Genomic DNA, 25,214 nt, shown 5'->3' on the forward strand with positions numbered 1-25,214 from the left:
AGGAGAACTCCTGCGAGATCAGGCGCCTCATATTCTATGCAGCGAATATGATGCTCTTATCTTGATCCACGTCAAATCGCGTTCATCGATCGGGCTATGATCTAGCACCCAAGTAATTGCGTGGAACCGACATGTGCCTTGGCATCCCGATGCGGGTCGTGGAGTGTGACGGAGTCATGGCGCGATGCGAGGCCAAAGGCATCGAGCGCATGGTGAGTCTGTTTTTGCTTCAGCATGAAACGATCGATCCCGGCGATCACGTCGTGGTTCATGTCGGTTACGCCATCCGGAAGATGTCAGAAGCCGAAGCGTCGAGTGCATGGGATCTCTTCGACGAAATGCTTGCGGCGGAAGACGCGATGCGCGGCAATGCATGAATGCGCCGTGCGGGCCGCCTGCGTCAGCCGGCCCGACGCAAGGGTACGCCGTCAGCGATCGAAGCCGCGCTGCTCGATCGGGCGTTCCATGCCGCGCGCATGGTCGCTCCGAAGCACGACGACGTGCATTTGCATGCCACGATGGCATGGACTCTGCGGACCGTTGGCCTCGATCGTCGCGGCGCGGTTCAGGGCATCCGCTTCGGGCTGGCTTTCTGCGAGGCCTCAGGCAAGCGGCTGGTGCGCTGATGAGGTAATGACGAAGCATCGATCGATTTCAGAAGCAGACAGCCAGGCCGGCCATCTCGAACGACTTTGTTCTCAGGGTGGCTTCGCGAGCGTATGCCCTCAAGCCGAGATCATCGGAAAGTTAGAGCTGCTCTTACCGAAACGCCGCAACGAATCGCCACGAATCGGGTGAAACGAGCGTGCGCTTGCTACCCTGGCCCAGCGTAGCCGGATTCGACGAGGTGTTTTCCATATGACAGCGCGATCTCCACGCGAGGCGCCGCTTGCGCGACCAACCGGAACAGCATGGCGGCACGCCAATGTCGGCCGGCTGCTCAACAATGCGGTGCGCCGGTTCGAATCCCGGGTTCTCCAATTGATGGCCGAGGGCGGCCACGGCGGGACGCGGATCGCCCATGTCAGCCTCACCCGCAATCTCGATGTCGAGGGCACCCGGCTTACCGAGCTCGCGCGGCGGGCCTCGATGAGCAAGCAGGCGATGGGCGAGCTGGTCGATCAATGCGTCGAGCTGGGTCTGGTGTCGCGCGAGGCCGATCCGAGCGACCGGCGCGCCCGACTGGTCCGCTTCACGCCGGCCGGACTGAAATGGCTGGAGGCGTTTGGCGATGCCGTCGATGTGGCCGAAGCCGAGATGCGCAAGGAGCTCGGCAAGGCCGTGATGGACGCGATCCTGCAAGGACTGTCGGCCTATGGCGCCCGCTTCGATACGCTCGACGACACTACATAGTCAGGTTGCTTGACTATTTTGCCGGGCGCGGTAGCATTCCTCCGTTGCGAGGAGAAGCGCCGTGATCGAACGTCTGAGCGCCTCGGTGCTGATCGTGGGCGGCGGTCCGTGCGGGCTGATGCTGGCCAACGAGCTTGGCCGCCGCGGCGTGTCCGCAATCCTGGTCGACGAGAGGCCGGGAACGGCCTTCAACCCGCAGGCCAACGCGACGCAGGCGCGGACGATGGAGCATTTCCGCCGGCTCGGCTTCGCCGACGAGGTCCGGCGCGCGGGCCTGCCCGCGGACTACCCGACCGACGTCGCCTATTTCACGCGCTACACGGCGCATGAGCTGGCACGTTTTCAATTGCCGTCCGCAGCACGCGCGACGGAACTGGTGAAGGGTCTGTCCGGCTCGTGGAGCGCAGCAGAGCTGCCGCACCGGGTGTCGCAGAAATTCGTCGAGGCGATCCTGCGTAGGCACGCGGCGCAGCTTGCGGGCATTCAGTTGCGCTACGGACATCGGTTGATCGGCTACGTCGCGGATGACGGCGGCATTGCCGCCGACGTCGAGCGTGTCAGCGACGGCGCGCGCTGCGAGGTCGCGGCCGATTTCCTGATCGGCGCCGACGGTCCGCGCTCCCCGGTGCGACAATCGCTCGGGATCTCCTACGGCGGAACGACGGGAATACGGCGCGATTTCATGGGCGGCCGCATGCTCGCGGTCTATCTCCGCTCGCCGGAGTTCTACGCCAGTGTCCCGCATGCGCGGGCCTGGATGTATGTCTGCTTCAATCGAGACCGCCGCGCCTTCATGGCCGCAGTGAACGGACGCGACGAGTTTGCCTTCCACACCCAGCTGCGGCCCGGCGAGGACGAAAGCGCGATCACTGCCGATGATGCAAGGGCAGCGTTCCAGCGCGCCTGCGGTGCGCCCATTCCCTGCGAGGTGCTTTCGCACCTCACCTGGACTGCGGGTCATGCGCTGGTCGCCGAGCGCCTGCAGCGCGGCCGGGTCTTCCTTGGCGGCGATGCGGCGCATCTGTTCACGCCGACCGGCGGACTCGGCTACAACACTGCGATCGAGGACGCGGTCAATCTGGGCTGGAAGCTCGCGAGCGTCGTCAAGGGAACGAGCCCCGTCTCGCTGCTCGACAGCTATGAGGCCGAGCGCCGTCCGGTGGCGCTGCGCAACACCGACTACGCGCGCGGCTTTGCGGATTCGCTCGGCCTGTTTGCCGCGGCGCCCGAGATCGAGGACGCGACCGCGGCCGGCGACGAGGCACGGCGCATCGCCAGCGCCTATCTCGATCAGCATGCGCGCGCCGAGTTCAACATCCCCGGCGTCACCTTCGGCGGCCGCTATGATGGCTCACCGATCATCGTCCCCGATGGCACCCGGCCGCCGCCGGATGCGGCCAACGCCTACGTGCCGAGCGCCTGTCCCGGCGGCCGCGCGCCGCACGCCTGGCTGGAGCAAGGTATCTCGCTGTACGACCGCTTCGGCTTCGAATGGACGCTGCTGCGGTGTGAGGGCAGCGGCCTCGATGAGGATCAACTACGTGAGGCCATGGGGCCGCTGCGTGCCGACGTCGAGATCGTCACCTTGCCGCGGGCCCTGCGCGATCTCTACGAGGCCGACCTCGCGTTGATCCGTCCCGATCAGATCGTGGCCTGGCGCGGGAGCGCGGCGCAGGCCGGCCTGCTTCGACGCGTGCTGGCTCGGGCGCTCGGAGGGGATGCAGGTCCTCACTGAGCGCTGCCTGGCGCGGGTCCGATACCGAGAAGTCATCGACGTCGTGCTGCAGGGGCGGTTGTGCCGCAGCATTTGGAACCCGCCGCGTAGTTGCGCGCGGAAGCATTCTGCAGGGCCGCCACGCGGGGCTTAGGAACGATCGTCGGGCGAGGCTCTTGCCGTCGGGACGATCAAGAGCCAACCCCTCGGAGATCAACGATGAGCAGGATGATCCACAACCATCAGACGAAAGCGATCCGAATTGCCATGGCCGCCTCTGCCGTGACCGTGTTGGTGGCCGGCGGCGCGGTCGCCGCTCCGAAAGGTCAGTCGCCCGCCAAGGATCAGCATTTCATGACCGAGGCGATCGAGGGCGACATGTCCGAGGTGAACATGGGCAAGCTGGCGCAGCAGAAGGGGCAGAGCGATCAGGTCAAGCAGTTCGGGCAGGCCTTGCAGCAGGACCATAGCGAGCATCTGCAGAAGGCGCAGCAGCTTGCGAGCCAGAACGGGATGAAGGTGCCGTCCGAGCCGAGCAAGAAGCAGAAGGCCATCTACAGCCGGTTGGAAGGCATGTCCGGCGGTCGGTTCGACCAGGCGTTCGCGCAGGCGATGGTTCGCGATCACCAGGAGGATATCAAGAAGTATCAGAAGCAGGCCGCGGCAAACTCACCGCTGTCGGACTTCGCCCAGCAGACCGTGCCGGTGCTGCAGAAGCACCTCGACATGGCGAAATCATTGGCGAAATGACATGGGCCAGAGCGACCACGATGCCTCAGCCTTGTCCGGGCGTCGTGATCGCCAATGATAGCGCCATCTGAAGAACAAGTTTGCCGACCACGAGGCCAATGCAACGCTGGCTGAGACGCTGGCGAAGCAGCCTCGCAAGATGGCCGAGCCGGGACCGGCGGAAATCGCACGTCGGCACTGCGTGTTCGGCATCGGAGTGTCGTCCGCCCCAGCATTGCCCGACCTTCGTCCGGCTGCTAGCGTTCTCCCATGAGGCACGGGCAAGCGATAAGACGATGACCGACGTGATGACCGAATCGGAAAAGGCGCAGCAGATCGTGGCTGCGCTGAGGGCGGCGGAGGCGAGCCCGCCGGAAGCGGCACTGCAGACGTTGAACGGCCTGATGGGCCTCGTCCGCAGCCCGAGCGCGGAGCAGTCGCTCGAGGTGGAGGAGGCGCGCTCCGCGGCCTTCATGTCGATCTGCGAGGTCGGCAAGGCACTGCATCGCGGGCAGCCGACGGAGGCGCTGTGGCCGACGGCGCTGTCGGCCAGCGAACGCTGGCTGGCGCTTGCCAAGTGAGCAAGGGCGAGTGAGGACGAGCCAGACCGGTGCGGACCGCATGAGTTGGCGTGCCATGGCGCCAAGCGATCTTGCTGACGTCGATGGAATCGCAGCCCGCGTGCACCCGGACTATCCCGAGGACAAGAGTGTTTTCGCGGAGCGTCTGCGTCTCCACCCTGATGGATGCCGCGTGCTGCGTGGGACCGGCGCCGGCATCGCCGGCTATGTGCTCAGCCATCCCTGGCATCTCGGCCGGCCGCCGGCCTTGAACCGGCTGATCGGAAGCATTCCGTCGGCTGCATCGACCTACTACATCCACGATCTCGCTTTGCTGCCCGCGGTTCGCGGCAGCGGCTCGGCGACCGTGATCGTCGAGGAACTGATCCGACACGCGCGTGCGCTCGGCCTGGAGTCGCTGTCGCTGATCGCCGTCAACGGCTCGACGCCATTCTGGGAGAGGCAAGGATTTGCGGTCGACAAGGCGGCCGCCGCGGATCCGACCGGCAGCTATGGCAGCGACGCGAACCTGATGATCCTGCGGCTCGCCTGAATTGCGCGAGCGTCTTTCGCGGCGGGGGTACAAATGCGTAGCGGCCCGGCGATGGGCCGGGCCGCTCGCTGTTCTTGACGTGCTCTATTCCGGCATCGACATCGGCCGCCGCCACATGTCGCGCCGCCGGCTGAAGCGGTTGGCGTGCAGCATCCATCCGGTGACAGGCTTGCCGTCGCGGTGACGGCCACCGCTCTCCGCAGCCGCCCAGGCGGCGACGGCGCCGAGCAGCAGCGCGGTGGCCACCGAGAACGCCAGGATGACGGTGCCGGCGCGCGTGCGCGAGATGGCGGTCTTGGCTTCCGCGATCACGCTGTCCACCCGCCGCTCGGCATCGGGAGCAGCGAGACCGGTCGTGCCGCCGACGAGCTGCACGAGATAGCTGCGATCCTCCGGGCTGACGCCATTGTGGCTCGACGCCGTGAGCAGGATGCGGCCGGCCTCGCTGCGTGCGGGGGCGAGATCCGGGCTGGGTGCTCGCCGGGGCGCGCGGAACAGATGGTCGAGCTCATAGCTCAGGATCGACGGTTCATTGGCCGTCGCGGGCGCAGTCAGCGGATTGGTCCGCGTCGCCGCGGACGCGCCGAGCACGGCCAGGGTAGCGCCGAGCACGACGGCCAGCGCCCAGGCTGAGATGCCATGCAGGCCGTCGCGCTTTTCGATCTCTTCGCTTTCGGCAAGCCCGTGCGTTGCGCGCAAGCGGCCCGCCATGTAGCCGCCGCAGCCGAAGCTGATCAGCGCCTGCAGCACCAGATAGAGGCCGGACAGGAGCCAGAGCGCCACCGAGGCGTCGCGCCATGTCGGCGCGCTGGAGCTGACACCGAGGCCGACCGACATGGCAAAGCTGATCAGGATCGAAGAGACCGCGGCGGCGGTCAGGGCTCCTGCAACGACCGGCGTCCATTGCAGGGTCCAGCTATCGGCCGTCGCGCTTGAAAGGGGTGATGTGACGACCGGCGCAGTTTCCATGGCCATGATGTCGTCTCAGCGCAGACCGAAGAACGACAGAACGGCCATGATGACCACGATCAACCCCACGAGATAAATCAGTCCGTCCATGATGGTCCTCCTCCGGTTCGACATTGGTCGCCGTATAAGCAACAGCGAGGCGCAATGTTCCGTGCACGTATCAGCGGAGGAGGAGGAGGAGGAGGAGGAGGAGGAGGAGGAGGAGGAGAGAACGCGTGGCCGCCGGCCTCAGATGGGACTTGCCGCAACAGCTAACGGATCATGAGCCAGAGGATCATGGTGCCGTTGCGCGATGCAATAGAGCAGGGCCAGGGGGGCGTGGCGGCCAGAGATGTCGCCGCCAGCCATGTTTCAATTGTTGCCAGGTTTGGATGGATCGCGCGGCTCATTCCTCGCGCGAGGGCTGACGCAATGACCCGCGGTCAATAGCGTGGGTCGTAGCCGCGCTGCCGGGCATAGGCGTAAGCGGGGTTGATGCCGCAGCCCGCATCGGTACCCGAGGCCGCCGCCTGGCACTGACGATAGGTGGAGAACTGACAGTTGCCCGGATAGCCCCACATCCTGCCCTGCAGGCAGAAGCGGTCTTGCGCGGCGGAAGCCGGTGAGATCGCGGCGAAGCTCGCGAGGACGGCGGTGGCAGACAGCGAGGCAAATAACAGGCGGCGCATGCGTTTATCCTTGCGTTGAAAAGTACCGTTGCAACGCAAGGGGGCGCAGGCCCGTTCCTCGCGCGCAACATCAACTGTTTTGTGTCGGCGGCGCTGCGACGCGTTCACAGGCCGACGAAATTGTCGGCATGTTGGCGCTTGCCCGAGTTGGCCTTTTGAAGATCGGAGGAGCCCACCATTGCGGAGCTCGGCAACGCGCGTCATGGCGTGATGCCGGAACATTCGTCCACCGCTCCGGTTGCTTTTGGCCGCTGGTGATGGACCGATCCCATGTTTCGCCGATCCAAGACGTCAGACGCCGCACATCGCGACTCTTCGAGCGTTTTCGCGAGCCGCCCGCGCACACCTGGCACCGGCGGGATGCTGGCTCTGCTCGGGTTCGCGTTCCTGATCCACTATTTCGATCAGCGGCCCGAACAGACGGAAGGCTCGGGAGGCGCGAGCCGGTCCGGCGCTGGACACGGCCGGCTGGCGCGTTCGCCCGCGGAGCTTCCCGCGCGCGGCTGGAAGGACGTCCTGTTCCGGGTCTATGAAAACGTCACCGAGCACAGGATCGTTGCGCTCGCCGCAGGCATGACGTTCTACACTCTGCTGGCGATCTTTCCGGCGCTGGCCGCGTTGGTGGCGATCTACGGCCTGTTCTCCGATCCGGCCAAAATCACCGGACATCTGGAACAGTTGCAGGGCGTGATGCCCGGCGGCGCCATCGACATCGCGCGCGACCAGTTGACGCGCGTCTCTGCCAACGGCCGTCAGGCGCTCGGCATCACCTTCCTCGTCAGCCTGGCGATCTCGCTGTGGAGCGCCAATGCGGCGATGAAGTCGCTGTTCGACACACTCAACATCGTCTATCGCGAGCCCGAGAGGCGCGGCTTCATCAAGCTGAACGCGATTTCGCTGCTGTTCACCGGCGGCGCGATCCTGTTCGCGCTGCTTGCGATCGGCGCCGTCGTCGTGCTCCCGGTGCTGCTGAACTATCTCGGCATGTCCGGGGCCGGCGACCTGGTGCTGCGGATCGGCCGCTGGCCGGCGATCTTCATCTGCGTCGCGCTCGGACTGGCCCTGATCTATCGCTACGGGCCGGACCGCGAGGAGCCTAGATGGCGCTGGATCAGTTGGGGCAGCGCGCTGGCGGCGGCGCTGTGGCTCGCGGGCTCGGCGCTGTTTTCCTGGTATGCGGCGAATTTCGGCAGCTTCAACGCGACCTACGGCTCGCTCGGCGCCGCCATCGGCTTCATGACCTGGATCTGGATCTCCGCCATCGTGATCCTGATCGGTGCTGAGCTCGATGCCGAATTGGAGCATCAGACCCTGCGCGATACCACCACCGGCGCCGCACAGCCACTTGGCACCCGCGGCGCCACGATGGCTGACACGGTGGGCCGTGGGAGCTGATCTGCCGTCGGCTGAGAATGCAGGTGCGATCGGCTCGGCCATGCGAGATGCCGCACGGGGATCGCAACGCACGGGGCCCGCGCCACGGCGATCTCGTGGAACCGCCCGCCTGAGACGGAACCCGGGAACCCGAGGCGGATCCGCTGTGTTCCTATCGGGTCGTCGCGAAGCCCCGAATTGTCGGGTTCGCTGCGGCGTCGTCTCGATTGTCACGACGGAGCTTATGCATGACGGAGCAGCCTGTTCGCGGAAGCGACGAGGGTGGGCCCAGGGATCTGCCGCGCATTTCCACCGGAAGTGAAGGCCTCGACGACATTCTCGGCGGCGGCTTCGATCCCAATCGCCTGTATCTGTATGAAGGCCGTCCCGGCACCGGGAAGACCACCATAGCGCTGCAGTTCCTGCTCAAGGGCGCAAGTTGTGGCGAGCGCGTGCTGTACATCACGCTGTCGGAAACCCGGCGCGAGCTGGAGGTCGTGGCGCGGCGCCATGGCTGGTCGCTCGCCGGCGTCGACATGTTCGAGCTGGTGCCGCCGGAAACGACGCTCGACCCGGAGCGCGAGCTCACCGTGTTCCATCCGGCGGAGGTGGAGCTCAGCGAGACCACCGGTCTGATGTTCAACGAGGTCGAGCGCATCAATCCCAGCCGTGTTGTGATCGACAGCCTGTCGGAGCTCCGGCTGCTGGCCCAGAGCCCGCTGCGCTATCGCCGCCAGGTGCTCGCGCTGAAGCACTTCTTCACCAAGCGCAACTGCACCGTCGTCCTGCTCGACGACCTGTCATCCTCGCAGGACGACCTGCAGCTCCACTCGGTCGCGCATGGTGTCGTGATGCTGGAGCAGCTCGCGATCGAATATGGCGCGGAGCGCCGCCGGCTGCGCGTGATCAAGATGCGCGGCATCTCGTTCCGGGGCGGCTTCCATGATTTCACGATCGCCTCGGGCGGGCTCAGGATCTTTCCGCGCCTGGTCGCCGCGGAGCATCACCGATCCTTCGCCGGCGATTTCACCTCGAGCGGCAACGCCGAGCTCGATCAGCTCCTGGGCGGCGGGCTGGAGCGCGGCACCAATGCGCTTCTCATCGGTGGGGCCGGTGTCGGCAAATCCTCGGTGGCGCTGATCTACGCCATCGCGGCGGCCCAGCGCGGCGAGCACGCGGTCTTCTTCGCATTCGACGAGGGCCGCGGCACCGTGGAAGCCCGTGCCCGGACGCTCGGCCTGCCGCTCGAACGCCATATCGAATCCGGGCGCATCCATTTCCAGCAGGTCGACCCGGCCGAGCTGTCGCCGGGCGAATTCGGCGCCATCGTTCGGCAGAGCGTCGAGCAGGACGGCGCCCGCCTGATCGTCATCGACAGTCTCAACGGCTATCTCAACGCGATGCCCGACGAGCGCTTTCTCATCCTGCAGATGCATGAGCTGCTGACCTATCTCGGCCAGCAGGGTGTGCTGACCATCCTCGTGCTCGCGCAGCACGGTCTGGTCGGGCCGATGGATACGCCGCTGGACATCAGCTATCTCAGCGATGCCGTGCTGATGCTGCGCTATTTCGAGGTGGGAGGGGCGGTGCGACGCGCATTGTCGGTGGTCAAGAAGCGCAGCGGTCACCACGAGCACAGCATCCGCGAGTTTCGCCTGAGCAGCTCCGGCATCACCCTCGGCCCGCCGCTCAGGGAATTCAGCGGAATATTTTCCGGCAATCCGCGCTTCACCGGAACGGATATCCCCGACATGGACGTGCGGGATGGGCATTGAGCGAGATCACCGCGTCCTCGTCTTCGCGCCGATCGGGCGGGACGGGCCGGCATCGGCAGAGCTGCTCCGCAGTGCAAGAATCGAGACGACCGTCTGCTCTGACCTCACGCAGCTGCTCGGTGAGTTGAGCGCGGGCGTGGGCACGGTCTTCGTTGCCGAGGAAGGGTTGTTCGCAAAGGACACCGCCGCCCTCACGCAATGGGTCGAGCGGCAGCCGGCCTGGTCCGATTTGCCCTTCATCGTGCTCACGAGTCACCGCGAGCAGAGTGCCGTCGTCACGTGGCGGCGCAATCTGGTAAGCGCGCTGCGCAATGTCTCGCTGCTCGAACGGCCGATCCAGCCGATCACGCTCACCAGCGCCGTTCAGTCCGCGCTGCGGGCGCGACGTCGTCAATACCAGATTCGCGCTCTCATCCAGGCGCGCGAGCAGGCGGCGCAGCAGCTCGAGCAACTCGTCGTCGAGCGGACGCGGGCGCTCGCGGAATCGAACGAGCATCTTCGCATCGAGATGGCCGAGCGCGCGCGGGTCGAGGAGACCCTGCGCCAGACGCAGAAGATCGAGGCCATCGGCCGGCTGACCGGCGGCGTCGCGCACGACTTCAACAATCTGCTGATGGTGATCTCCGGCGGGCTCGACATGCTCGACCGCCAGAGCGATCCGGCGCGGCGTCGCCGCCTGATGGACGGCATGATCCAGGCGGCGCAGCGCGGCGCCAGCCTGACCCGTCAGTTGCTCGCGTTCTCGCGCCGGCAGGAGCTGCGGCCCGAGCCGGTCGACATCGCCCGCCAGATCGGCGGCATGCGCGAGCTGCTTGACCGCAGCCTGCGCGGCGACGTGCACGTCGAGTTCGATTTCCCCGAGGCGCTCTGGCCAGTCGAGGTCGACCCCGGCGAGCTCGAGCTCGTCGTGCTGAATCTCGCCGTCAACGCTCGCGACGCGATGCCGACCGGCGGCACGATCGTGGTTCGGGCCGAGAACCTCCGCAATGTGCAAGACGATCAGATCGCCGGCGACTACGTCCGCCTGTCGGTGATCGACACCGGCACCGGCATGACGGAGGAGGTTCGCGTCCGGGTGTTCGAGCCGTTCTTCACGACCAAGGACGTCGGCAAAGGGTCCGGCCTCGGGCTGGCCCAGGTCTATGGATTCGTCACCCAGTCACGCGGCACCGTCCGCATCGACTCGGAGCCGGGCAAGGGGACGACGATTGCGCTCTACCTTCCGAGGTCCGAGCACGCGGCGTCCAGGGAGCCGCACCATCTGATCGATCTGCAGCGGCCCCAGGCCCGCCAGCGCAACGAAGGCCGCGTGCTGCTGGTCGAGGATGACGATGAGGTCGCTGCGCTCGTCGGCGAGATGCTCCGCCAGCTCGGCTATGAGGTGACCCGCGCCTCCAGCGCGGCCGCGGCGCTCGGTGCGCTGGCCGACGGACGAGCCGTCGATCTCGTGTTCTCCGACGTCATGATGCCGGGGGGCATGAACGGTGTCGAGCTGGCGCGCGAGATTCAGAAACGGCGCGGCGACATGCCGATCCTGTTGACCAGCGGCTATTCGGGCGCTGCCGTTCACGCCGCCAAGGAGGCGGGCGTCCGCATCCTGTCGAAGCCATATCGCATCGACGAACTGGCGACCGCACTCGATGCGGTGAAGATGGACCACGTCTGGTCGCAGGCGCGCATCTCGTGATGCGGGGGGCTGATGGTGAGCTGCTGATAGCGAGCTGCGGTCTCGGACCTCTCCGGTTCGCGATCAACCGCGCTCGATCAGCACCGAAACCGTGACATGCCCGACCTCGCCGTCATCGGAGCTGACCTTGAGGCTGACGTTCGTGGAGGAGGGATCGAGCCGGTCGCGTGCGATTGCAAGCGCGGTGTCCGCCGTCTGCATCAGCACCGTCTCGACATCATCGAAATCGACGCCATCGCCGCGCATTTCGCCAGGACTTGTCACATAGAAGCGCATCTCGTTCGTCCTGATCTGCCGTCACCCGAAGGCGGGAGCCGTCGATCTGGTGGAGATATGCGGGATCGAACCCTCCAGCAGCCACGACCATCTCAAAATCGAACATTGTGACAAGGTTCCTGCGGATGTCCGGAACACCCTGAACGCGGAACTCCTGAAGCACCCGCTTCACATGCACCGTGCTGAGACGGAGGGCTTCGGCGAGCGCAGGCTCGTAATCGGGAACTGATACTCGTTGTCGGCGACAAGACCGACCTCCGCCAGGCGTTGTCGCAGCTCAGCGACGAGATGCGCCACGCGTGCCGCTGCCGAGCCAAAGCCGAGGTGCCGCGGTGTCGATGGTGTTCAGCTCGTGCCGTCGCAACCGGCGGGTCAGGATCGTCATGGGATGCCTGACCCGCTCGCGATGGCGAAGCTCAAGACCATCGGCTTGAGGCAGGGTCTGCAGGACCGGAGGCGATCATCGAAAACGGCCGAATGCGAGGTCTGTTCCTCGCGGATCAGTTTTTTGCCGGCAGCCAGCCGCGACCGAACCGGTGCTCACCGCCGGTCGTCCATCCAATTGACAGATCCGCAGGCGGTACAATTGAACAGACGCGCCGCTTCGCCGGTTCGTGGGTTCAGGATGCTCTGAACCGCGCGCGCCGGTTGTCCGCAGCCGCGGCAGCGCGCCGGCTCGGTCCGACCGCTGTGGGAGTCACTGCTCTGATCCGACACGTCTGCCATGGCTGCCCCGAAACGGACGAGAGCGGGCGGTGGATCAGGTCGACCGCGCACGCCGGTCTGAGATGGGAGTGGGGGCGCCCGACGCTGGCCTTTTCTGGTCGATCCGCGGTTCCCCGCACCCGGCCGCGCTGCGATGACCCGCCGAGAAAATAGATGGCGTCGGTGTCGGGCCGCCGAGCCTTGCATCGTCCTCTGCGAAGGACACGGAGGACTCCAGACATGACCCCCAGAATAGTCACCGCGGACGAATGGACCGAAGCGCATCGCGCCCACCTCGCCCAGGAGAAGGCCTTCATCAGGCAGCGCGATGCGCTGGCTGCCGCCCGCCGGGCGCTGCCGTGGGTCCGGGTCGAGAAGGACTATGTCTTCCAGGCGGCGGACGGACCCGTCAGCCTGGGCGATCTGTTTCAGGGACGGAGCCAGCTGATCGTCTATCATTTCATGATGGCGCCGGGCGATCCGCACCGCTGTCCCGGCTGCTCGTTTCTGTGCGACCACATCGACGGCTCCAACCAGCACCTCCGCCACCACGACGTCAGCCTGGTCGTCGTGTCGCGTGCGCCGCTCGCCGAGATCGCGCCGTTCAAGGCGCGCATGGGCTGGGCGTTCGACTGGGTGTCATCCGAGGGCAGTGATTTCAACTTCGACTTTCAGGTCTCGTTCTCGGACGAGCAGATCGCGACGGGCAAGGCCGCCTACAATTTCGCACCCTTGACGAGCAGGTCGCCCGAGCTCCCGGGCCTGACCGTGTTCACCAAGGACGACGCCGGTAACATCTTCTGCACGTTCCAGGTCCGCTCCCGCGGCGGCGATCCCCTGATCGGCGCCTATCACTATCTCGATCTCACGCCCAAGGGCCGCAACGAGACCGGCCGCGGCAACCTCTCCGATTGGGTGCGCCTGCACGATGAATATGAGGAAAGCGGCGCGCGAGACTGTCATTGCGGCCGGTAGATCGAAACGAGTAGGGCGGATCAGCGCAGCGTGATCCGCGGCGCCGTCAGTGCCGCCATGCGGACACAGGAAATCGTGAAGGGTCCTCATAGGATCGATGCCCGGTCGGCGGACTTGTCGCGCGTGATGACGCATTCGAGGAGGCTTCCATGCGCCGAGCCATGTTGCGACTGACGATATCAGCCCTGGTTTTTGCCTGCGGCACCGCCGCCGCTCTGGCGCAAAGCCAGACCACGCCGGATCAGCAGAAGATGCCGCCTGCGATGGCCCCGGGAACCGGCTCGCCGATTGGCGGCATGATGGGCGGCGGCATGATGGGGCATATGCCCGGCCCGATGGGACGCGGCGGGATGGGCGGCGGCGTCATGGGCCCGGCATTGATGCGCATGGTGTTCGCACTTGTCGACACCGACGGCGACGGCACGATCTCGCTGCAGGAATTCCAGGCGGCGCATGAGCGCATCTTCAAGGCCATGGACAGCAACAAGGACGGCAAGTTGACCCCGGAAGAGATGCAGGCGTTCATGCACGGGCCGCAATGACCGGCGTCAAACCGGCGTGATGGTCGGGCCTGCGCTGGCGCGAGTCCGGCAAGTGCGGCCATTTCGCTGATCTCGATCAAGTGCCCGCCGCACGGACGCGCAACAGTGCCGCCGTCAGATCCGATCGCCGCGTGCGACGAACTGCGTCGACGCGGCGGCAGACCAGCCGGAAAAGAGGCGAGCATGACCTACTATTTTGCCAAAGCGGTCAATCTATCGTTCGACGCGGCGATCGAGCGGGTGACGGCCGAGCTGAAGGCACGCGGCTTTGGCGTTCTGACCCGCATCGATGTGCAGGCGACGCTGCGCGAGAAGATCGGCGCCGACTTTCGGCCCTACACCATCCTGGGCGCCTGCAATCCGAAGCTGGCGCATGAGGCATTGCAGGCGGAGAGCCGGATCGGCACCATGCTTCCCTGCAACGTCATCGTCCAGGAGATCGGCGGGAAGGTCGAGGTCGCCGCCGTGAATCCCGTCGCCTCGATGCAGGCCATCGAGAATGCGGCGCTCGCGACGCTCGCCACAAAGGTCTCTGACGCTTTGAAGGCGGTGGTCGAGGCGGTGTAGCTCTGCCGTCCAACGGGACCACCGCTGATCGGAGGATCGCCGGCCCAGGTCCATGACGACACCAGGGATGATGGACCGCGGTGATCGCCCGCGCGCATCAGGCGTTCTTGCAGTGGCGGTTGCTCCCGGCGCCGAGGTCCTGCGAGCTGGTGCGGCTGTTCGGAGAGGAGCTGCACGCCAACAAGGCGACGCCCCACGATCTCCGCGCCACGCGCCCGATTGTCGACGATCCTGGGGCCGCAGCGCAGCTTCCGCGCGACGTCATTGTATGTCGGACGTCATGTCACAGCGGTAGAACTACGGAAAAGCCGGAATTCTCAACGCGCTTTAACGAGAGTGGAACAAGTTGCATCAATTTTTGCGCAGACATGTCGCCGGGCGCGCGGGACGATCGTCACCGCCGCCGACCATCTGCAAACGAACTATTCATCTGGAGGTTACCTTGTTGTTTCGATCGAACAGCCGCTCGGACGCGGAAGCACAGCTTGCAGCAATCAGTCGCGCGATGGCCGTGATCGAATTCCAGCTCGACGGCACGATCATCACCGCGAACAAGAACTTCCTGAACGCACTCGGCTATCAGCTAGAGGAAATCCAGGGCAGGCATCACAGCATGTTCGTGGAGCCTTCCGAACGCGACGGTGCCGCCTACCGCGAGTTCTGGGCGGCGCTGAGCCGCGGCGAGCTCAAGGCCGCCGAGTTCAAGCGCATCGGCAAGGGCGGTCGCGAAATCTGGATCGAAGCGTCCTATAATCCCGTCCTCGACAGCGCCGGCAAGCCGGTGAAGGTCGTCAAGTTCGCGACCGACATCACCGAGAAGAAGCTGCGCAGCATGGCCGACGGCTCCAAGCTTGCCGCCATCGATCGCGCGCAGGCCATGATCGAATTCAAGCTCGACGGCACCATCGTCAGTGCCAACAAGAATTTCCTGGATGCGCTGGGCTATCGCCTCGACGAGATCCAGGGCAAGCATCACAGCATGTTCGTCGAACCCGCGCTGCGCGACAGCGCGGCCTACCGCGAGTTCTGGGCAGCTCTCAATCGCGGCGAATATCAGGGCGGCGAATACAAGCGCATCGGCAAGGGCGGCAAGGAAGTGTGGATCCTCGCCACCTACAATCCGGTGCTCGATGCGACGGGCAGGCCGATCGGAGTCGTCAAGTTCGCAACCGATGTCACCGCGCAGAAGCTGAAGAACGCCGACCTCGCCGGCCAGATCGAGGCCATCGGCAAGTCCCAGGCCGTGATCGAGTTCAACATGGACGGCACGGTCATCACCGCGAACGACAATTTCCTGCACGCGCTCGGCTACACGCTGGCCGAGATCCGGGGCAAGCATCACAGCATGTTCGTCGAACCGTCCGAGCGGGAGAGCGCCGCCTACCGCGACTTCTGGGCCAGCCTGAACCGTGGTCAGTACCAGTCGGCCGAATACAAGCGCATCGGCAAGGGCGGCCGGGAGGTCTATATCCAGGCCTCCTACAATCCGATCCTCGACCTCAACGGCAAGCCGTTCAAGGTGGTCAAATACGCGACCGACGTCACCCGGCAGGTCTTCGTTCGCATGGGCAACGAGCGCGTGCGCGCCATGATGGAATCGGTGGCGGCGGGCGCGGAGGAGCTCAACGCGTCCGTGCGCGAGATTTCCGAAGCCATGACGAAGTCGCGCGAGACCGCCATGGGCGCGGTGGACCGTGTCACCTCAGCCGATGCGCAGGCGCAGCGGCTCTCGGATGCCGCTCAGTCGATGAGCGGCATCGTCGAGATGATCCACAACATCACCGGCCAGATCAATCTGCTGGCGCTGAATGCCACCATCGAGTCCGCCAGGGCCGGCGAAGCTGGCAGAGGCTTTGCCGTGGTTGCCTCCGAGGTCAAGAACCTTGCCACCCAGGCAAAGACCGCCACCGACAAGATCGCGACCGAGATCGACAGTCTCAACAATATTTCCGGGGGCGTCGTCACGTCTCTCGGCTCGATCAAGCAGGCGATCCAGAACGTCAGCGAGTATGTGACGTCGACGGCCGCCGCCGTCGAGGAGCAGAGCACCGTCACGAGCGAGATGTCGTCCAGCATGGCGCGCGCCGCGGCCGAGGCTCAGGCTCTGGCCGAGCGCGCCGCGGCTTGAGGTCGGATCGGAAAGCACCGATCGCGCGGCGGCCTGTCAATCCAGGCCGCCGCGCCGTTGCAGGCAATGCCGCCGCCCCGCACGTCATGCGCCTGTCGTCTTCGCCGAATTCCACCTTTCCCATCGGGGCGATCCGTGGCAGATATCCTCGCATTTCCCGCCCGGGCCCCGTTGCGTATCATCGACGCGAGAGCAGAACGGCGGCGCGATGCGGTGGTCACCAGCGAGATCGGACGGCTGCGGCGCGAATTGGAGGCTTGGCGAAGCGCGGTCGACAATCTGGAGCGATGCATCAGGTCGGATCCGGCCCTCGCATCGCTTGCTGCCGAGTGCGACAAGATCCGCGACCTGATCTCCGTCACCGCGGGCAAGCTTGAAACATTGCTGTAAAACCGGCCGCCCCAGGGGGCGCGAGGAGTCGTGGTCAGGCTGGGACCGGCTGCTCCGGGCAGTTCGTCAGGCGCGCCGGCGTGCCCACGGCGGTGCAGCCCGACGGCATATCGGTGGTGACGACGGCACCGGCGCCGATCTTGGCAAAATCACCGATCGCGACGTCGCCCAGCACGGTCGCGCCCGAGGCGAGCAGCACGCCGCGGCCGATCCGCGGGGCGCGGCCGGGCAGCGCGTCGGGTCGTCCGATCGTAACGTTCTGCAGAATGGTGACGTCGTGGCCAATGCTGCTGTGGGCGCCAATGACGATGCCGGTAGCATGATCGAGAAACACCGCGGTCCCGAGCCGCGCCGAGGGATGGATGCTCACCTGCAGGGATGTTGACGAGTCCGCCTGCATCAGGAGCGCCAGGTCGGGTTGCCCGTTGCTCCAGAGCCAGTGCGCGACGCGATGCGCCTGCAGCGCGACGTAGCCTTTGTAGTTCAGCAGCGGCGGCAGCAGCGCCGTCGTCGCTGGATCCTGCGCCGCGATCGCCCCGAGGTCGCGACCCGCCGCCTCGACGAGCTCAGGCGCGGCGGCATACGCCTCGCGCGCGACCGCGGCAAATCGGGCGCGCGCGGCATCGCCACTGCCGAGGCGGATGCCAATCTGCTGCGCGACGGCGCTGCCGAGATCAGAATGATCGAGGATTGCAGCCGACAGGGCGCGGCCGAACACGGGATCGGCCGCGGCGATGCGCCGGGCCTCGTGCTGGATCGACGGCCAGAGCTCGGGACTGGATGTGTGTGTGTCGGCCATGGCATAGCCTGCTCGATAACAGGTGACGGCGACAATATAGCCTGACCTGCGCGTTGCAGAAACCTGGACGACGCCTCGCGGGCGTCGTCATCCGATGTGGTCGGCGACAATCCCGGCCGAAGGTCGCAGCCCGTTCAGTTCTGCGCCGTCCGCGCCGCCGCGGCGGCGACGCCCGCACCGATCAGAAGGGTGCCGCCCGCCTTGTTGAAGATGCTGATCACCTTCGCGCTCCGTACGAGCGCGCGGGCGCGCGAGGCGATCAGCGCATAGCCGACGGCGTTGGCGAAGGCGAGCACGACGAAGGTCGATTCGAACACCACCATCTGCGTGAGGAAGCTGCCGTTCGGACTGAGGAACTGCGGCAAGAACGCGACGAAGAAGGTGATGCTCTTCGGGTTCAGCGCCGTGACGATCCAGGCGTGACCGAGCATCTTCAGCGCCGAGGTCCTGTCGGTCCGCGGCACGGCGTTCAGCGCGCCGCCGGCCTGCCACAGCTTGATCCCAAGCCAGACGAGATAGGCCGCGCCGATCCATTTCAGCACGGTGAACAGCAGCGCCGAGGTCGCCAGCAACGCACCGACGCCCAGTATGGACAAGGTCATGGCGGTGAAGTCGCCCAGCGCGACGCCGACGGCCGTCGGCAGCGCGGTTCGCCACCCCTGGCCCAGCGCATAGGAGACCACCAGCAGAACCGTCGGCCCCGGGATCACCAGGAGGATGATGGACGTTCCCGCAAACGCGAACCAAGTCTCGATCGTCATGCCGATCGTCTCTCGCGAGGACATATGCGACGTTGGTATATCGAGGCGGATAGGGCCGCAATGATCTTTGTTGCGAGGGCCGCTTTGCTGTTTTCCTCGACGATCACAATCCGTCTGCCAACGCAAGACGTGTCATGAACGACCTTCGGTCGCTGCGGCGCTCCAAAAAAAAAGCGCTTTCGCTTTTCCAGAAAATGTGCTCTACTGCATCCATCCTGCTTCGCCACGAGGGGCGTATCGCGATCGTCACGACACGTGAGGCGGGGAGGCGATGGCCGCTTATCTGCCGCAGCGTGCTTGCACGCGGACGAACGGCAGCTGGCGGACGTGAAGTCGTGTGGTCCTGGCGCCGCGACGCTGGCGCTAAGCTTTCGGGCGATGAGTCCGAGGGCGACGGTGGCTAAGAGCCGTACACCGGGGAGATCACGGTATAAGCGTGAAGACCATCGCGCGGGGAATGCCGGGATGTCTCGGCTGAACCTGTGGTTCCTGCCGCCTGCATTTTTTTCGCAGGCGGGCCATGGGGGCGGCCAGCTCCCGGCATTCCCTGCGCCCTCGTGTTTCACGAGGGATCGTCGATCCCATCAGCCCGGGCGCGTTGCGTCGCGGGATCTCGCCGATGCGCGCCAGAAGGCTGAGCCGGCGCGCGCGAAACAGAACGAGCGGGAGGACGCCTCCGTGCGCCGACGAGCGACCTGCCCAGTGGCCGTTTGCCCAGCGCGCGGGTGCTCGCGCCGCAGCCGGATTTGATCTACACGGGGGCGTTTACGATGGACCATTCATGACGTCTCGCGTGCACCGGTGCGTGGGACAATCCGGAGTTGCATATGTCGCCCAGCCAAGCATCGCCCCTGACACTCGTTGTCGAAACGGCCGAGATCCTGACCTCGCTCGGCGTCGCGCCGGAGCGGCTGCGCGGTGGGACGCGCGCCGCCCGTTCGCCGGTGACCGGCGAGGTGTTGGCCCATGTGCATGACGACAGCAGAGCGGATGCGACCGCGGTGATCGCGCGCGCGCATGCCGCGTTCTTGCAGTGGCGGCTCAAGCCGGCACCGAAGCGCGGCGAACTGGTGCGGCTGTTCGGCGAGGAGCTGCGCGCCCACAAGGCCGCGCTCGGCCGCCTGGTCTCGATCGAGGCCGGCAAGATCGTCTCCGAGGGGCTCGGCGAGGTCCAGGAGATGATCGACATCTGCGACTTCGCCGTCGGCCTGTCACGCCAGCTCTATGGCCTGACCATCGCCACCGAGCGCGCCGAGCACCGGATGATGGAGACCTGGCATCCCCTGGGGGTCACCGGCGTGATCTCCGCCTTCAACTTCCCCGTGGCGGTGTGGGCCTGGAATGCAGCGCTGGCGCTGGTGTGCGGCAACAGCGTCGTCTGGAAGCCGTCGGAGAAGACGCCGCTCACCGCGCTCGCGACCGACGCGCTGCTGGCGCGTGCGCTGCAGCGTTATCGCCGCGAGGGCGGCGAGGCGCCGGAGGGGCTCGCCGGCCTGCTGCTCGGCGGCCGCGCGGTCGGCGAGATGCTGGTCGACGATGCCAGGGTGCCGCTGGTGTCGGCGACCGGATCGACCGCCATGGGGCGCGTCGTCGGCGCCTGTCTTGCCGGCCGCTTTGCCCGCGCGATCCTCGAGCTCGGCGGCAACAATGCCGCGATCGTCACGCCCACCGCCGATCTCGATCTCACCCTGCGCGCCGTGGCGTTCGCGGCGATGGGCACCGCGGGCCAGCGCTGCACCAGCCTGCGCCGCCTGTTCGTGCATGCCGACGTCTACACCCAGCTCGTGCCGCGGCTGAAGCAGGCCTACGCCTCGGTGGCGATCGGCAATCCGCTGGAGCAGGGCACCTTGATCGGCCCGCTGATCGATCGCGGCGCCTACGACGCCATGCAGGACGCGCTGAGCGCCGCGCGGGATCACGGCGGCCGCGTGTTCGGCGGCGAGCGCGTCGCGGTCGGCGGCTTTGCGGAGGCGTACTACGTGCGGCCGGCCCTGGTCGAGATCGAATCGCAATCCGGTCCGGTCGAGCGCGAGACGTTCGCGCCGATTCTCTACGTGATGCCGTATCGCGATCTCGATGCCGCGATCGAGCTGCACAATGCGGTGCCGCAGGGGCTGTCGTCGTCGATCTTCACCAATGATCTGCGCGAGGCCGAACTGTTCGTGTCGTCGCGCGGCTCCGATTGCGGCATCGCCAACGTCAATATCGGCCCCTCGGGCGCCGAGATCGGCGGCGCGTTCGGCGGCGAGAAGGAGACCGGCGGCGGCCGTGAGTCCGGCTCGGATTCATGGAAGGCCTATATGCGCCGGGCCACCAACACCGTGAACTACGGCCGCAGCCTGCCGCTGGCGCAGGGCGTCAAGTTCGACCTCGGCTGATCGATGCGATGGGGCTCTCTCATCGGCGGAACCGCTTCGCTGCGTCGTGCGTTGCGCGCTGATAAGGAGATGCACCATGGCAACGAAGAAGAAAGCCTCGACCGCAAAGTCAGCGCGCGGACGCAACCAGGATCGCGCCCGCGTCGCGGGTGGACAGGACCACGAAGTCCGCTACGAAGCCAAGAAGAGCGGCCGCTCGGCGTCCGCGGTGAAGAAGGCGGTCAAGAAGGTCGGCAACAGCCGCAAGAAAGTCGAGCGCAAGCTGACGCGCCAGTGACGTCAATGCTGCTTCGGCCGCTCCGGCGGCCGAAGCGATCCCCTCGCCCAGCGGAGCGCCTTGGGCGAGTGCAGCGGATCGGGCCCATCGCAGGTCGGACAAGCAAGCTCGCGGCGCCCGCCCTTGCCCTCGCGAACCGCGAGCGCACGGCCGCAGGTCGGGCATGGCTTGCGCAGCAGCCACGGGACCGGATGATTCGGCATGATTGCGTCTCCCGGTGGAGGCCTCAGGCTAGGGCATCTCGGGGTAGCTACGGAATCACTTATTTGAATCACGGCGGATATTCCGGCTCTCCGTGCCGTGAACAATCAGGGCAGGTGTCGCCGGTCGCGGCCAGGACGGCCTCGATCGCCGCGAGCGCGTCCGAACTACACAAGCCGCGTGGCGGATCGTCGCGTGCGATGCGAAGCGCCCGCGCCAGCGCATGCGGGTCGCCGCGCTCGCGCATCCAGCCGTGCTGTTCGCATTCGACGATCGCGCCGGCCTCGCGCAGGGTGGCGACCGCCCAGCGCTCGAGACGCTGGCTCGCGGAATGGTGTGTGACGGCAGTCTGCATCGGCCACGCTCTCCCGCCGGGAGAATCCATGAATCGGCGGGCGTATCCAGGCCCGTCCTGCAGGGCAGGGATTCCAAAATGGAGGGGCTGGCTTGCCGCGGATTATTCGGCGGCCCGGCTTGAGATCGCCGCGGCCTGGGGCCATCCTTGATGGAGTTTGAGTGAAACGGATGCAGACAGGAATGCAGATCAGGGCCAACGAGGATTTGCTGCTCATCATCGATGTGCAGAACGATTTTTGTCCCGGCGGCGCGCTCGCCGTGGCCGACGGCGATGCCGTGGTGCCGGCGATCAACCGGCTGAGCGGGATGTTCGATCACGTCGTCCTGACCCAGGACTGGCACCCGGCGGGACACAGCTCGTTCGCCTCGAGCCACCCCGGCAAGGCGCCGTTCGAGAGCGTCACGATGCCCTACGGGCCGCAGACCTTGTGGCCGGACCACTGCATCCAGGGCACGCCGGGCGCCGCCTTCCATGCCGAGCTTGCGACCGACAAGGCGCAGCTCATCATCCGCAAGGGCTTTCGTGCCGCGATCGATTCCTACTCGGCGTTCTTCGAGAACGACAAGACCACGCCCACGGGCCTCGCCGGCTATCTGCGCGAGCGCGGCCTGAAGCGGGTTTTCCTGGTCGGTCTCGCCACCGATTTCTGCGTGCACTATTCGGCGGTCGATGCGCGGCGGCTCGGCTTCGCGGCCATCGTCATCGACAACGCCTGCCGCGGCATCGACCTCGGCGGCTCGATGGCGGCGGCCAAGGCGCAGGGCGCGGAGGCCGGGGTCGAGCGGATCGCCGAGCTGGCGTAGCGACGATGGACTACGCCGCCGCGCCGATGGTCGGCTCGGCGATGGCGCCGGCGACGCGGACGCGGACGCGCAGCGCGTTGCCGGGGAGGTAGGCGATCGGCATGTCCTCGACATCGACCGTCTTGAGCGTGTCGCGGTCGGCGCCGGCCTGCATCGCGCGCTCCTCGGCGATGGCCCGCGCCGCCGCGATGGCCTCGTCGCGGGTCAGGTCGCGGAAGACCTGGTCGGCCTCGCCGGAGACCTGGGCGATGGCGGCGCCGACCGCATTGGCGCAGTCGCCATGGTCGACGCGCACGATGGTGGAGATGCCGGCAAGGCGCTCCGGCACCAGGAAGGCGCCGCCGCCGACCGCGAGCAGCGGCACGTCGCCGGCCTCGGTCTTCATGCGGTCGATGTCGCCCTCGAGCTTGCGGTGGGCGTCGGCGAGCGCGGCGTCGATCAGGCTTTTCGGCAGATGCGCGACGCGCGATCTGTCGCCGATGTCGATCAGCCCCACCGCGACCGCGATGTCGGTCGCGGTCAGGCGGTCGCCGCCAAACACCAGCGCGTCGGATGTCAGCCGGTATCCGACGCTGAGCGGGCCGACGCGGACCGGATCCTGCTCGACATGGCTGCCGCCGCCGAGCCCGATCGAGAGCAAATCGGGCATGCGGAACAGGGTGCGGACGCCACCGACCTCGACGACGGTGTTGGCCTCGCGCGGAAAGCCGTGGCGCAACTGGCCGATGTCGCTGGTGGTGCCGCCGACGTCGACGACCATGGCGTCGTCGAGGCCGGAGAGATACGCGGCGCCGCGCATCGAGTTGGTGGCGCCGGAGGCGAAGCTCATGACCGGGAAGGCGGTCGCGATCTCCGCCTGCATCACGGTGCCGTCGTTCTGCGTCAGGAACAGCGGCGCATCGATGCCGGACTCCGCGATCGCCTTGCGGAAGGCGGCGACCGTCGTGACCGCGAGGTCGTGGAGCGCGGCATTGAGCAGGGCGGCGTTCTCGCGCTCCAGCAGTCCGATGCGGCCGAGGTCGTGCGAGAGCGTGACGGCCACATCAGGGCAGATCTCGGCGAGGATTTCCCGCGCCGCGATCTCACAGCTCGGGTCGAGCGGCGAGAACGACGAGGCGACCGCGACCGCGCGCAGGCCCTTGGCCTTGATCGCGCGCGCGGCGGCTTTCAGGCCGCCGATGTCGAGCGGCATGAATGGGCGGCCATCATAATCGTGGCCGCCCTCGAGCATGAACGTCTCGCCGCTGACCAGCGCGGCGAGATCGCCCGGCCAGTCGCAGAACGGCGGCAGCGAGGCGGAGGCGGGCATGCCGATGCGGATGGCGCCGATCTTCTGCAGGTGCCGCCGCTGCACCACCGCATTGATGAAATGCGTGGTGCCGATCACGACCGCGTCGACCGGCGCGGCCGCCGCGGGATTTTCTCGCAGCGCCTTCAGCGCCGCGAGGATGCCGGAGGTGACGTCGGCGGTGGTCGCAGCCTTGACGGAGTGGACGACATGGTCGTCGGCAATCAGGACGGCGTCGGTGTTGGTGCCACCGACGTCAATGCCAATCCGCTTCATTCTCAGGGAGCTCCAGGGGTCGCAAACAGCGACCGGAAATCGAGGTCGTAACCGAAGGCGCGGGGGCCGACGAATTCGAGCCCGCGCGGGCTGGTCAATACGGCGGGCGCGGGCAGCGCGATCACGGTGACGCGCTGGCCGTAGCGCGCCGTCTCGGTGCCGATGCCGTGGCCGTTGACGCTGTCGAGCACGCAGATCAGGTCTGGCGACATCGCGATGGCTTCGCCATCGCGCCAAGCCACGATCCATTCGTTCTGGAACGACAGCTTGAGCCGGGTGCCGCGATCGTCGTCGCTGCCCTCCACGACGGCGCTGCCGCGCAGAAAGCCCTCGGTGGTGCGGCGCTCGACGTCGACGATCTTGCCGCTGAACAGCCGCTGGCCGCCCTCGCAATCGAGGATCGCCGCGATCGGATCCTGGTGGCTCCGGTTCGCTGCCTCGACCGCACGGCCGATCGCGATCGCCTTGGTGGTCGTGAAATGGATGCCCCAGTCCTTGACCTCGCGGCCCGTGCGCGGCGCCTTGCTGGTCGAGGCGATCGAGCCCATCTCGACGCAGATCTTGCGGCTGGCGCGCTCCATCCACTTCCAGCTCGGCACCTTGGTCACGACGGCCTCGATGCCGCGCGGATCGTAGAGCGTGCAGGGATAGGGCTTGAGGTCGCCGATCGCGACCGACGTCATCTGTGCCTCGGGAAAGGCACGGCCCATGCAGTCGGCGTCGACCACGGGGATGTTCAGATGCGCCGCCGCCATCAGCGCCTGCATGCCGTTGCCGCCGCCGATCTCGACCGACATCACGGCGCGAAATGTGATGCCGTTGATCTCCTCCTGCATGCGCACCGCACGCGCGATGCTGCGGCTGTCGGCCAGCCGTTCCTGCCCGACCAAGGGGGCGCCCATGTTGGAGACCACCGCGACCCAGTCGTCGTCGGCGAGGTCGAGCGGCGATATCATCTGCGCGCGATGCCCCTCCGCATAGAGCCGGCGCAGGTTGAGCAGGCCGAGATAGGGACTGCCGCCGCCGCCGGTGCCGAGGATCCAGGCGCCGACCGCGAGCGCCTCGATGTCGTCGAGGCTGATCGTCTTCATGCCGGCTGCGCTCACGG

General features: G+C 66.6%; 26 protein-coding genes and 1 pseudogene. 18 read left to right on the forward strand and 9 right to left on the reverse strand.

The features are described 5' to 3' along the window. The first annotated feature begins 131 nt into the window (after positions 1-131). From QX094_RS22085 to QX094_RS22115, 7 genes and pseudogenes are all read left to right on the forward strand, one after another. Positions 132-377, forward strand: coding sequence for a HypC/HybG/HupF family hydrogenase formation chaperone (locus QX094_RS22085; protein WP_316185969.1), 246 nt, complete (start codon positions 132-134; stop codon positions 375-377). Positions 378-557: 180 nt separating this feature from the next. Continuing rightward, positions 558-623 (forward strand): annotated as a pseudogene (locus tag QX094_RS22090) (adenosine-specific kinase); the annotation flags it as partial. Positions 624-858: 235 nt separating this feature from the next. Next, complete coding sequence (locus QX094_RS22095) at positions 859-1,353, forward strand: MarR family winged helix-turn-helix transcriptional regulator (protein WP_316185970.1); 495 nt, start codon at positions 859-861, stop codon at positions 1,351-1,353. A gap of 61 nt (positions 1,354-1,414) precedes the next feature. Next, positions 1,415-3,088: an FAD-dependent oxidoreductase gene (locus tag QX094_RS22100; RefSeq protein WP_316185971.1), complete on the forward strand. Its 1,674-nt coding sequence runs from the start codon at positions 1,415-1,417 to the stop codon at positions 3,086-3,088. Positions 3,089-3,286: 198 nt separating this feature from the next. Next, positions 3,287-3,817 (forward strand): DUF4142 domain-containing protein, encoded by a 531-nt coding sequence (locus tag QX094_RS22105; protein ID WP_410052232.1) that lies wholly within the window; start codon positions 3,287-3,289, stop codon positions 3,815-3,817. A gap of 287 nt (positions 3,818-4,104) precedes the next feature. Further along, complete coding sequence (locus tag QX094_RS22110; protein WP_316186026.1) at positions 4,105-4,377, forward strand: hypothetical protein; 273 nt, start codon at positions 4,105-4,107, stop codon at positions 4,375-4,377. Between the two features lie 55 nt (positions 4,378-4,432). Then, on the forward strand, positions 4,433-4,909 hold the full coding sequence (locus QX094_RS22115) for a GNAT family N-acetyltransferase (RefSeq protein WP_316186027.1): 477 nt from the start codon (positions 4,433-4,435) through the stop codon (positions 4,907-4,909). A gap of 84 nt (positions 4,910-4,993) precedes the next feature. On the opposite strand, the gene QX094_RS22120 is transcribed toward QX094_RS22115, so the two are convergent. Then, entirely contained in the window at positions 4,994-5,884 is an 891-nt protein-coding gene (locus tag QX094_RS22120) for a hypothetical protein (RefSeq protein WP_316185972.1), read from the reverse strand. 416 nt (positions 5,885-6,300) lie between these two features. Beyond that, positions 6,301-6,546, reverse strand: a complete 246-nt coding sequence (locus tag QX094_RS22125; RefSeq protein WP_315715474.1) for a DUF3551 domain-containing protein — start codon at positions 6,544-6,546, stop codon at positions 6,301-6,303. Between the two features lie 360 nt (positions 6,547-6,906). Between QX094_RS22125 and QX094_RS22130 the strand changes: the two genes are divergently transcribed. From QX094_RS22130 to QX094_RS22140, 3 genes are all read left to right on the forward strand, one after another. After that, positions 6,907-7,941, forward strand: a complete 1,035-nt coding sequence (locus tag QX094_RS22130) for a YihY/virulence factor BrkB family protein (RefSeq protein WP_316185973.1) — start codon at positions 6,907-6,909, stop codon at positions 7,939-7,941. 227 nt (positions 7,942-8,168) lie between these two features. Beyond that, the gene (locus tag QX094_RS22135; RefSeq protein ID WP_315752100.1) at positions 8,169-9,695 is read left to right on the forward strand and encodes an ATPase domain-containing protein; all 1,527 of its coding nucleotides are present in this window, start codon (positions 8,169-8,171) and stop codon (positions 9,693-9,695) included. Continuing rightward, complete coding sequence (locus tag QX094_RS22140; protein WP_315828054.1) at positions 9,685-11,382, forward strand: response regulator; 1,698 nt, start codon at positions 9,685-9,687, stop codon at positions 11,380-11,382. The genes QX094_RS22135 and QX094_RS22140 overlap by 11 nt, the downstream gene beginning before the upstream one ends. Positions 11,383-11,445: 63 nt before the next feature. On the opposite strand, the gene QX094_RS22145 is transcribed toward QX094_RS22140, so the two are convergent. Next, on the reverse strand, positions 11,446-11,658 hold the full coding sequence (locus tag QX094_RS22145) for a hypothetical protein (protein ID WP_316164226.1): 213 nt from the start codon (positions 11,656-11,658) through the stop codon (positions 11,446-11,448). Between the two features lie 945 nt (positions 11,659-12,603). Here QX094_RS22145 and QX094_RS22150 point away from each other — a divergent pair. The 5 genes from QX094_RS22150 (at position 12,604) to QX094_RS22170 (ending at position 16,965) form a co-directional block, all read left to right on the forward strand. Continuing rightward, positions 12,604-13,338, forward strand: a complete 735-nt coding sequence (locus tag QX094_RS22150; protein ID WP_316188124.1) for a thioredoxin family protein — start codon at positions 12,604-12,606, stop codon at positions 13,336-13,338. 149 nt (positions 13,339-13,487) lie between these two features. Continuing rightward, positions 13,488-13,880 carry an EF-hand domain-containing protein gene (locus QX094_RS22155; RefSeq protein ID WP_315715481.1) on the forward strand — a complete coding sequence of 131 codons (393 nt, stop codon included), beginning with the start codon at positions 13,488-13,490 and terminating at the stop codon, positions 13,878-13,880. A gap of 183 nt (positions 13,881-14,063) precedes the next feature. Continuing rightward, the gene (locus QX094_RS22160) at positions 14,064-14,447 is read left to right on the forward strand and encodes a DUF302 domain-containing protein (protein ID WP_315715482.1); all 384 of its coding nucleotides are present in this window, start codon (positions 14,064-14,066) and stop codon (positions 14,445-14,447) included. A gap of 505 nt (positions 14,448-14,952) precedes the next feature. Beyond that, positions 14,953-16,575: a PAS domain-containing methyl-accepting chemotaxis protein gene (locus tag QX094_RS22165; protein ID WP_316188125.1), complete on the forward strand. Its 1,623-nt coding sequence runs from the start codon at positions 14,953-14,955 to the stop codon at positions 16,573-16,575. Positions 16,576-16,710: 135 nt separating this feature from the next. Then, complete coding sequence (locus QX094_RS22170; RefSeq protein WP_316188126.1) at positions 16,711-16,965, forward strand: hypothetical protein; 255 nt, start codon at positions 16,711-16,713, stop codon at positions 16,963-16,965. Between the two features lie 34 nt (positions 16,966-16,999). Here QX094_RS22170 and QX094_RS22175 read toward each other — a convergent pair whose 3' ends face one another. Both QX094_RS22175 and QX094_RS22180 read right to left on the reverse strand, forming a co-directional pair. After that, entirely contained in the window at positions 17,000-17,764 is a 765-nt protein-coding gene (locus QX094_RS22175) for a serine O-acetyltransferase (protein ID WP_316188127.1), read from the reverse strand. A gap of 134 nt (positions 17,765-17,898) precedes the next feature. After that, a complete protein-coding gene (locus QX094_RS22180; protein WP_316188128.1) occupies positions 17,899-18,525 on the reverse strand; it encodes a LysE family translocator in 627 nt (208 codons plus the stop codon). A gap of 827 nt (positions 18,526-19,352) precedes the next feature. Between QX094_RS22180 and QX094_RS22185 the strand changes: the two genes are divergently transcribed. Both QX094_RS22185 and QX094_RS22190 read left to right on the forward strand, forming a co-directional pair. Then, the gene (locus tag QX094_RS22185) at positions 19,353-20,903 is read left to right on the forward strand and encodes an aldehyde dehydrogenase family protein (protein ID WP_315752091.1); all 1,551 of its coding nucleotides are present in this window, start codon (positions 19,353-19,355) and stop codon (positions 20,901-20,903) included. A gap of 76 nt (positions 20,904-20,979) precedes the next feature. Continuing rightward, positions 20,980-21,180, forward strand: coding sequence for a DUF3606 domain-containing protein (locus tag QX094_RS22190; RefSeq protein WP_315715488.1), 201 nt, complete (start codon positions 20,980-20,982; stop codon positions 21,178-21,180). A 2-nt stretch (positions 21,181-21,182) separates the two neighbouring features. On the opposite strand, the gene QX094_RS22195 is transcribed toward QX094_RS22190, so the two are convergent. Continuing rightward, entirely contained in the window at positions 21,183-21,383 is a 201-nt protein-coding gene (locus QX094_RS22195) for a hypothetical protein (protein WP_315715489.1), read from the reverse strand. 68 nt (positions 21,384-21,451) lie between these two features. Next, complete coding sequence (locus QX094_RS22200; RefSeq protein WP_315715490.1) at positions 21,452-21,736, reverse strand: hypothetical protein; 285 nt, start codon at positions 21,734-21,736, stop codon at positions 21,452-21,454. A gap of 182 nt (positions 21,737-21,918) precedes the next feature. Here QX094_RS22200 and pncA point away from each other — a divergent pair, with 182 nt between their 5' ends. After that, the gene (gene pncA, locus QX094_RS22205) at positions 21,919-22,542 is read left to right on the forward strand and encodes a bifunctional nicotinamidase/pyrazinamidase (protein ID WP_316188129.1); all 624 of its coding nucleotides are present in this window, start codon (positions 21,919-21,921) and stop codon (positions 22,540-22,542) included. 10 nt (positions 22,543-22,552) lie between these two features. Here pncA and QX094_RS22210 read toward each other — a convergent pair whose 3' ends face one another. Both QX094_RS22210 and QX094_RS22215 read right to left on the reverse strand, forming a co-directional pair. Continuing rightward, positions 22,553-24,106 carry a hydantoinase/oxoprolinase family protein gene (locus QX094_RS22210; protein ID WP_316188130.1) on the reverse strand — a complete coding sequence of 518 codons (1,554 nt, stop codon included), beginning with the start codon at positions 24,104-24,106 and terminating at the stop codon, positions 22,553-22,555. Between the two features lie 2 nt (positions 24,107-24,108). Next, a complete protein-coding gene (locus QX094_RS22215) occupies positions 24,109-25,212 on the reverse strand; it encodes a DUF917 domain-containing protein (RefSeq protein ID WP_316188131.1) in 1,104 nt (367 codons plus the stop codon). Positions 25,213-25,214: the final 2 nt, after the last annotated feature.

It is taken from the genome of Bradyrhizobium sp. SZCCHNS1050 (genome assembly GCF_032484785.1).
In the GTDB taxonomy this organism is placed as follows: domain Bacteria; phylum Pseudomonadota; class Alphaproteobacteria; order Rhizobiales; family Xanthobacteraceae; genus Bradyrhizobium.

Bases quoted from the DNA above. Each gene is read 5' to 3' on its own strand.
- QX094_RS22085 (WP_316185969.1), top strand. From the start codon at position 132: ATGTGCCTTGGCATCCCGATGCGGGTCGTGGAGTGTGACGGAGTCATG.
- QX094_RS22095 (WP_316185970.1), top strand. From the start codon at position 859: ATGACAGCGCGATCTCCACGCGAGGCGCCGCTTGCGCGACCAACCGGA.
- QX094_RS22105 (WP_410052232.1), top strand. From the start codon at position 3,287: ATGAGCAGGATGATCCACAACCATCAGACGAAAGCGATCCGAATTGCC.
- QX094_RS22110 (WP_316186026.1), top strand. From the start codon at position 4,105: ATGACCGAATCGGAAAAGGCGCAGCAGATCGTGGCTGCGCTGAGGGCG.
- QX094_RS22115 (WP_316186027.1), top strand. From the start codon at position 4,433: ATGGCGCCAAGCGATCTTGCTGACGTCGATGGAATCGCAGCCCGCGTG.
- QX094_RS22120 (WP_316185972.1), bottom strand. From the start codon at position 5,884: ATGGCCATGGAAACTGCGCCGGTCGTCACATCACCCCTTTCAAGCGCG.
- QX094_RS22125 (WP_315715474.1), bottom strand. From the start codon at position 6,546: ATGCGCCGCCTGTTATTTGCCTCGCTGTCTGCCACCGCCGTCCTCGCG.
- QX094_RS22130 (WP_316185973.1), top strand. From the start codon at position 6,907: ATGCTGGCTCTGCTCGGGTTCGCGTTCCTGATCCACTATTTCGATCAG.
- QX094_RS22135 (WP_315752100.1), top strand. From the start codon at position 8,169: ATGACGGAGCAGCCTGTTCGCGGAAGCGACGAGGGTGGGCCCAGGGAT.
- QX094_RS22140 (WP_315828054.1), top strand. From the start codon at position 9,685: ATGGGCATTGAGCGAGATCACCGCGTCCTCGTCTTCGCGCCGATCGGG.
- QX094_RS22145 (WP_316164226.1), bottom strand. From the start codon at position 11,658: ATGCGCTTCTATGTGACAAGTCCTGGCGAAATGCGCGGCGATGGCGTC.
- QX094_RS22150 (WP_316188124.1), top strand. From the start codon at position 12,604: ATGACCCCCAGAATAGTCACCGCGGACGAATGGACCGAAGCGCATCGC.
- QX094_RS22155 (WP_315715481.1), top strand. From the start codon at position 13,488: ATGCGCCGAGCCATGTTGCGACTGACGATATCAGCCCTGGTTTTTGCC.
- QX094_RS22160 (WP_315715482.1), top strand. From the start codon at position 14,064: ATGACCTACTATTTTGCCAAAGCGGTCAATCTATCGTTCGACGCGGCG.
- QX094_RS22165 (WP_316188125.1), top strand. From the start codon at position 14,953: ATGGCCGTGATCGAATTCCAGCTCGACGGCACGATCATCACCGCGAAC.
- QX094_RS22175 (WP_316188127.1), bottom strand. From the start codon at position 17,764: ATGGCCGACACACACACATCCAGTCCCGAGCTCTGGCCGTCGATCCAG.
- QX094_RS22180 (WP_316188128.1), bottom strand. From the start codon at position 18,525: ATGACGATCGAGACTTGGTTCGCGTTTGCGGGAACGTCCATCATCCTC.
- QX094_RS22185 (WP_315752091.1), top strand. From the start codon at position 19,353: ATGTCGCCCAGCCAAGCATCGCCCCTGACACTCGTTGTCGAAACGGCC.
- QX094_RS22190 (WP_315715488.1), top strand. From the start codon at position 20,980: ATGGCAACGAAGAAGAAAGCCTCGACCGCAAAGTCAGCGCGCGGACGC.
- QX094_RS22195 (WP_315715489.1), bottom strand. From the start codon at position 21,383: ATGCCGAATCATCCGGTCCCGTGGCTGCTGCGCAAGCCATGCCCGACC.
- QX094_RS22200 (WP_315715490.1), bottom strand. From the start codon at position 21,736: ATGCAGACTGCCGTCACACACCATTCCGCGAGCCAGCGTCTCGAGCGC.
- pncA (WP_316188129.1), top strand. From the start codon at position 21,919: ATGCAGATCAGGGCCAACGAGGATTTGCTGCTCATCATCGATGTGCAG.
- QX094_RS22210 (WP_316188130.1), bottom strand. From the start codon at position 24,106: ATGAAGCGGATTGGCATTGACGTCGGTGGCACCAACACCGACGCCGTC.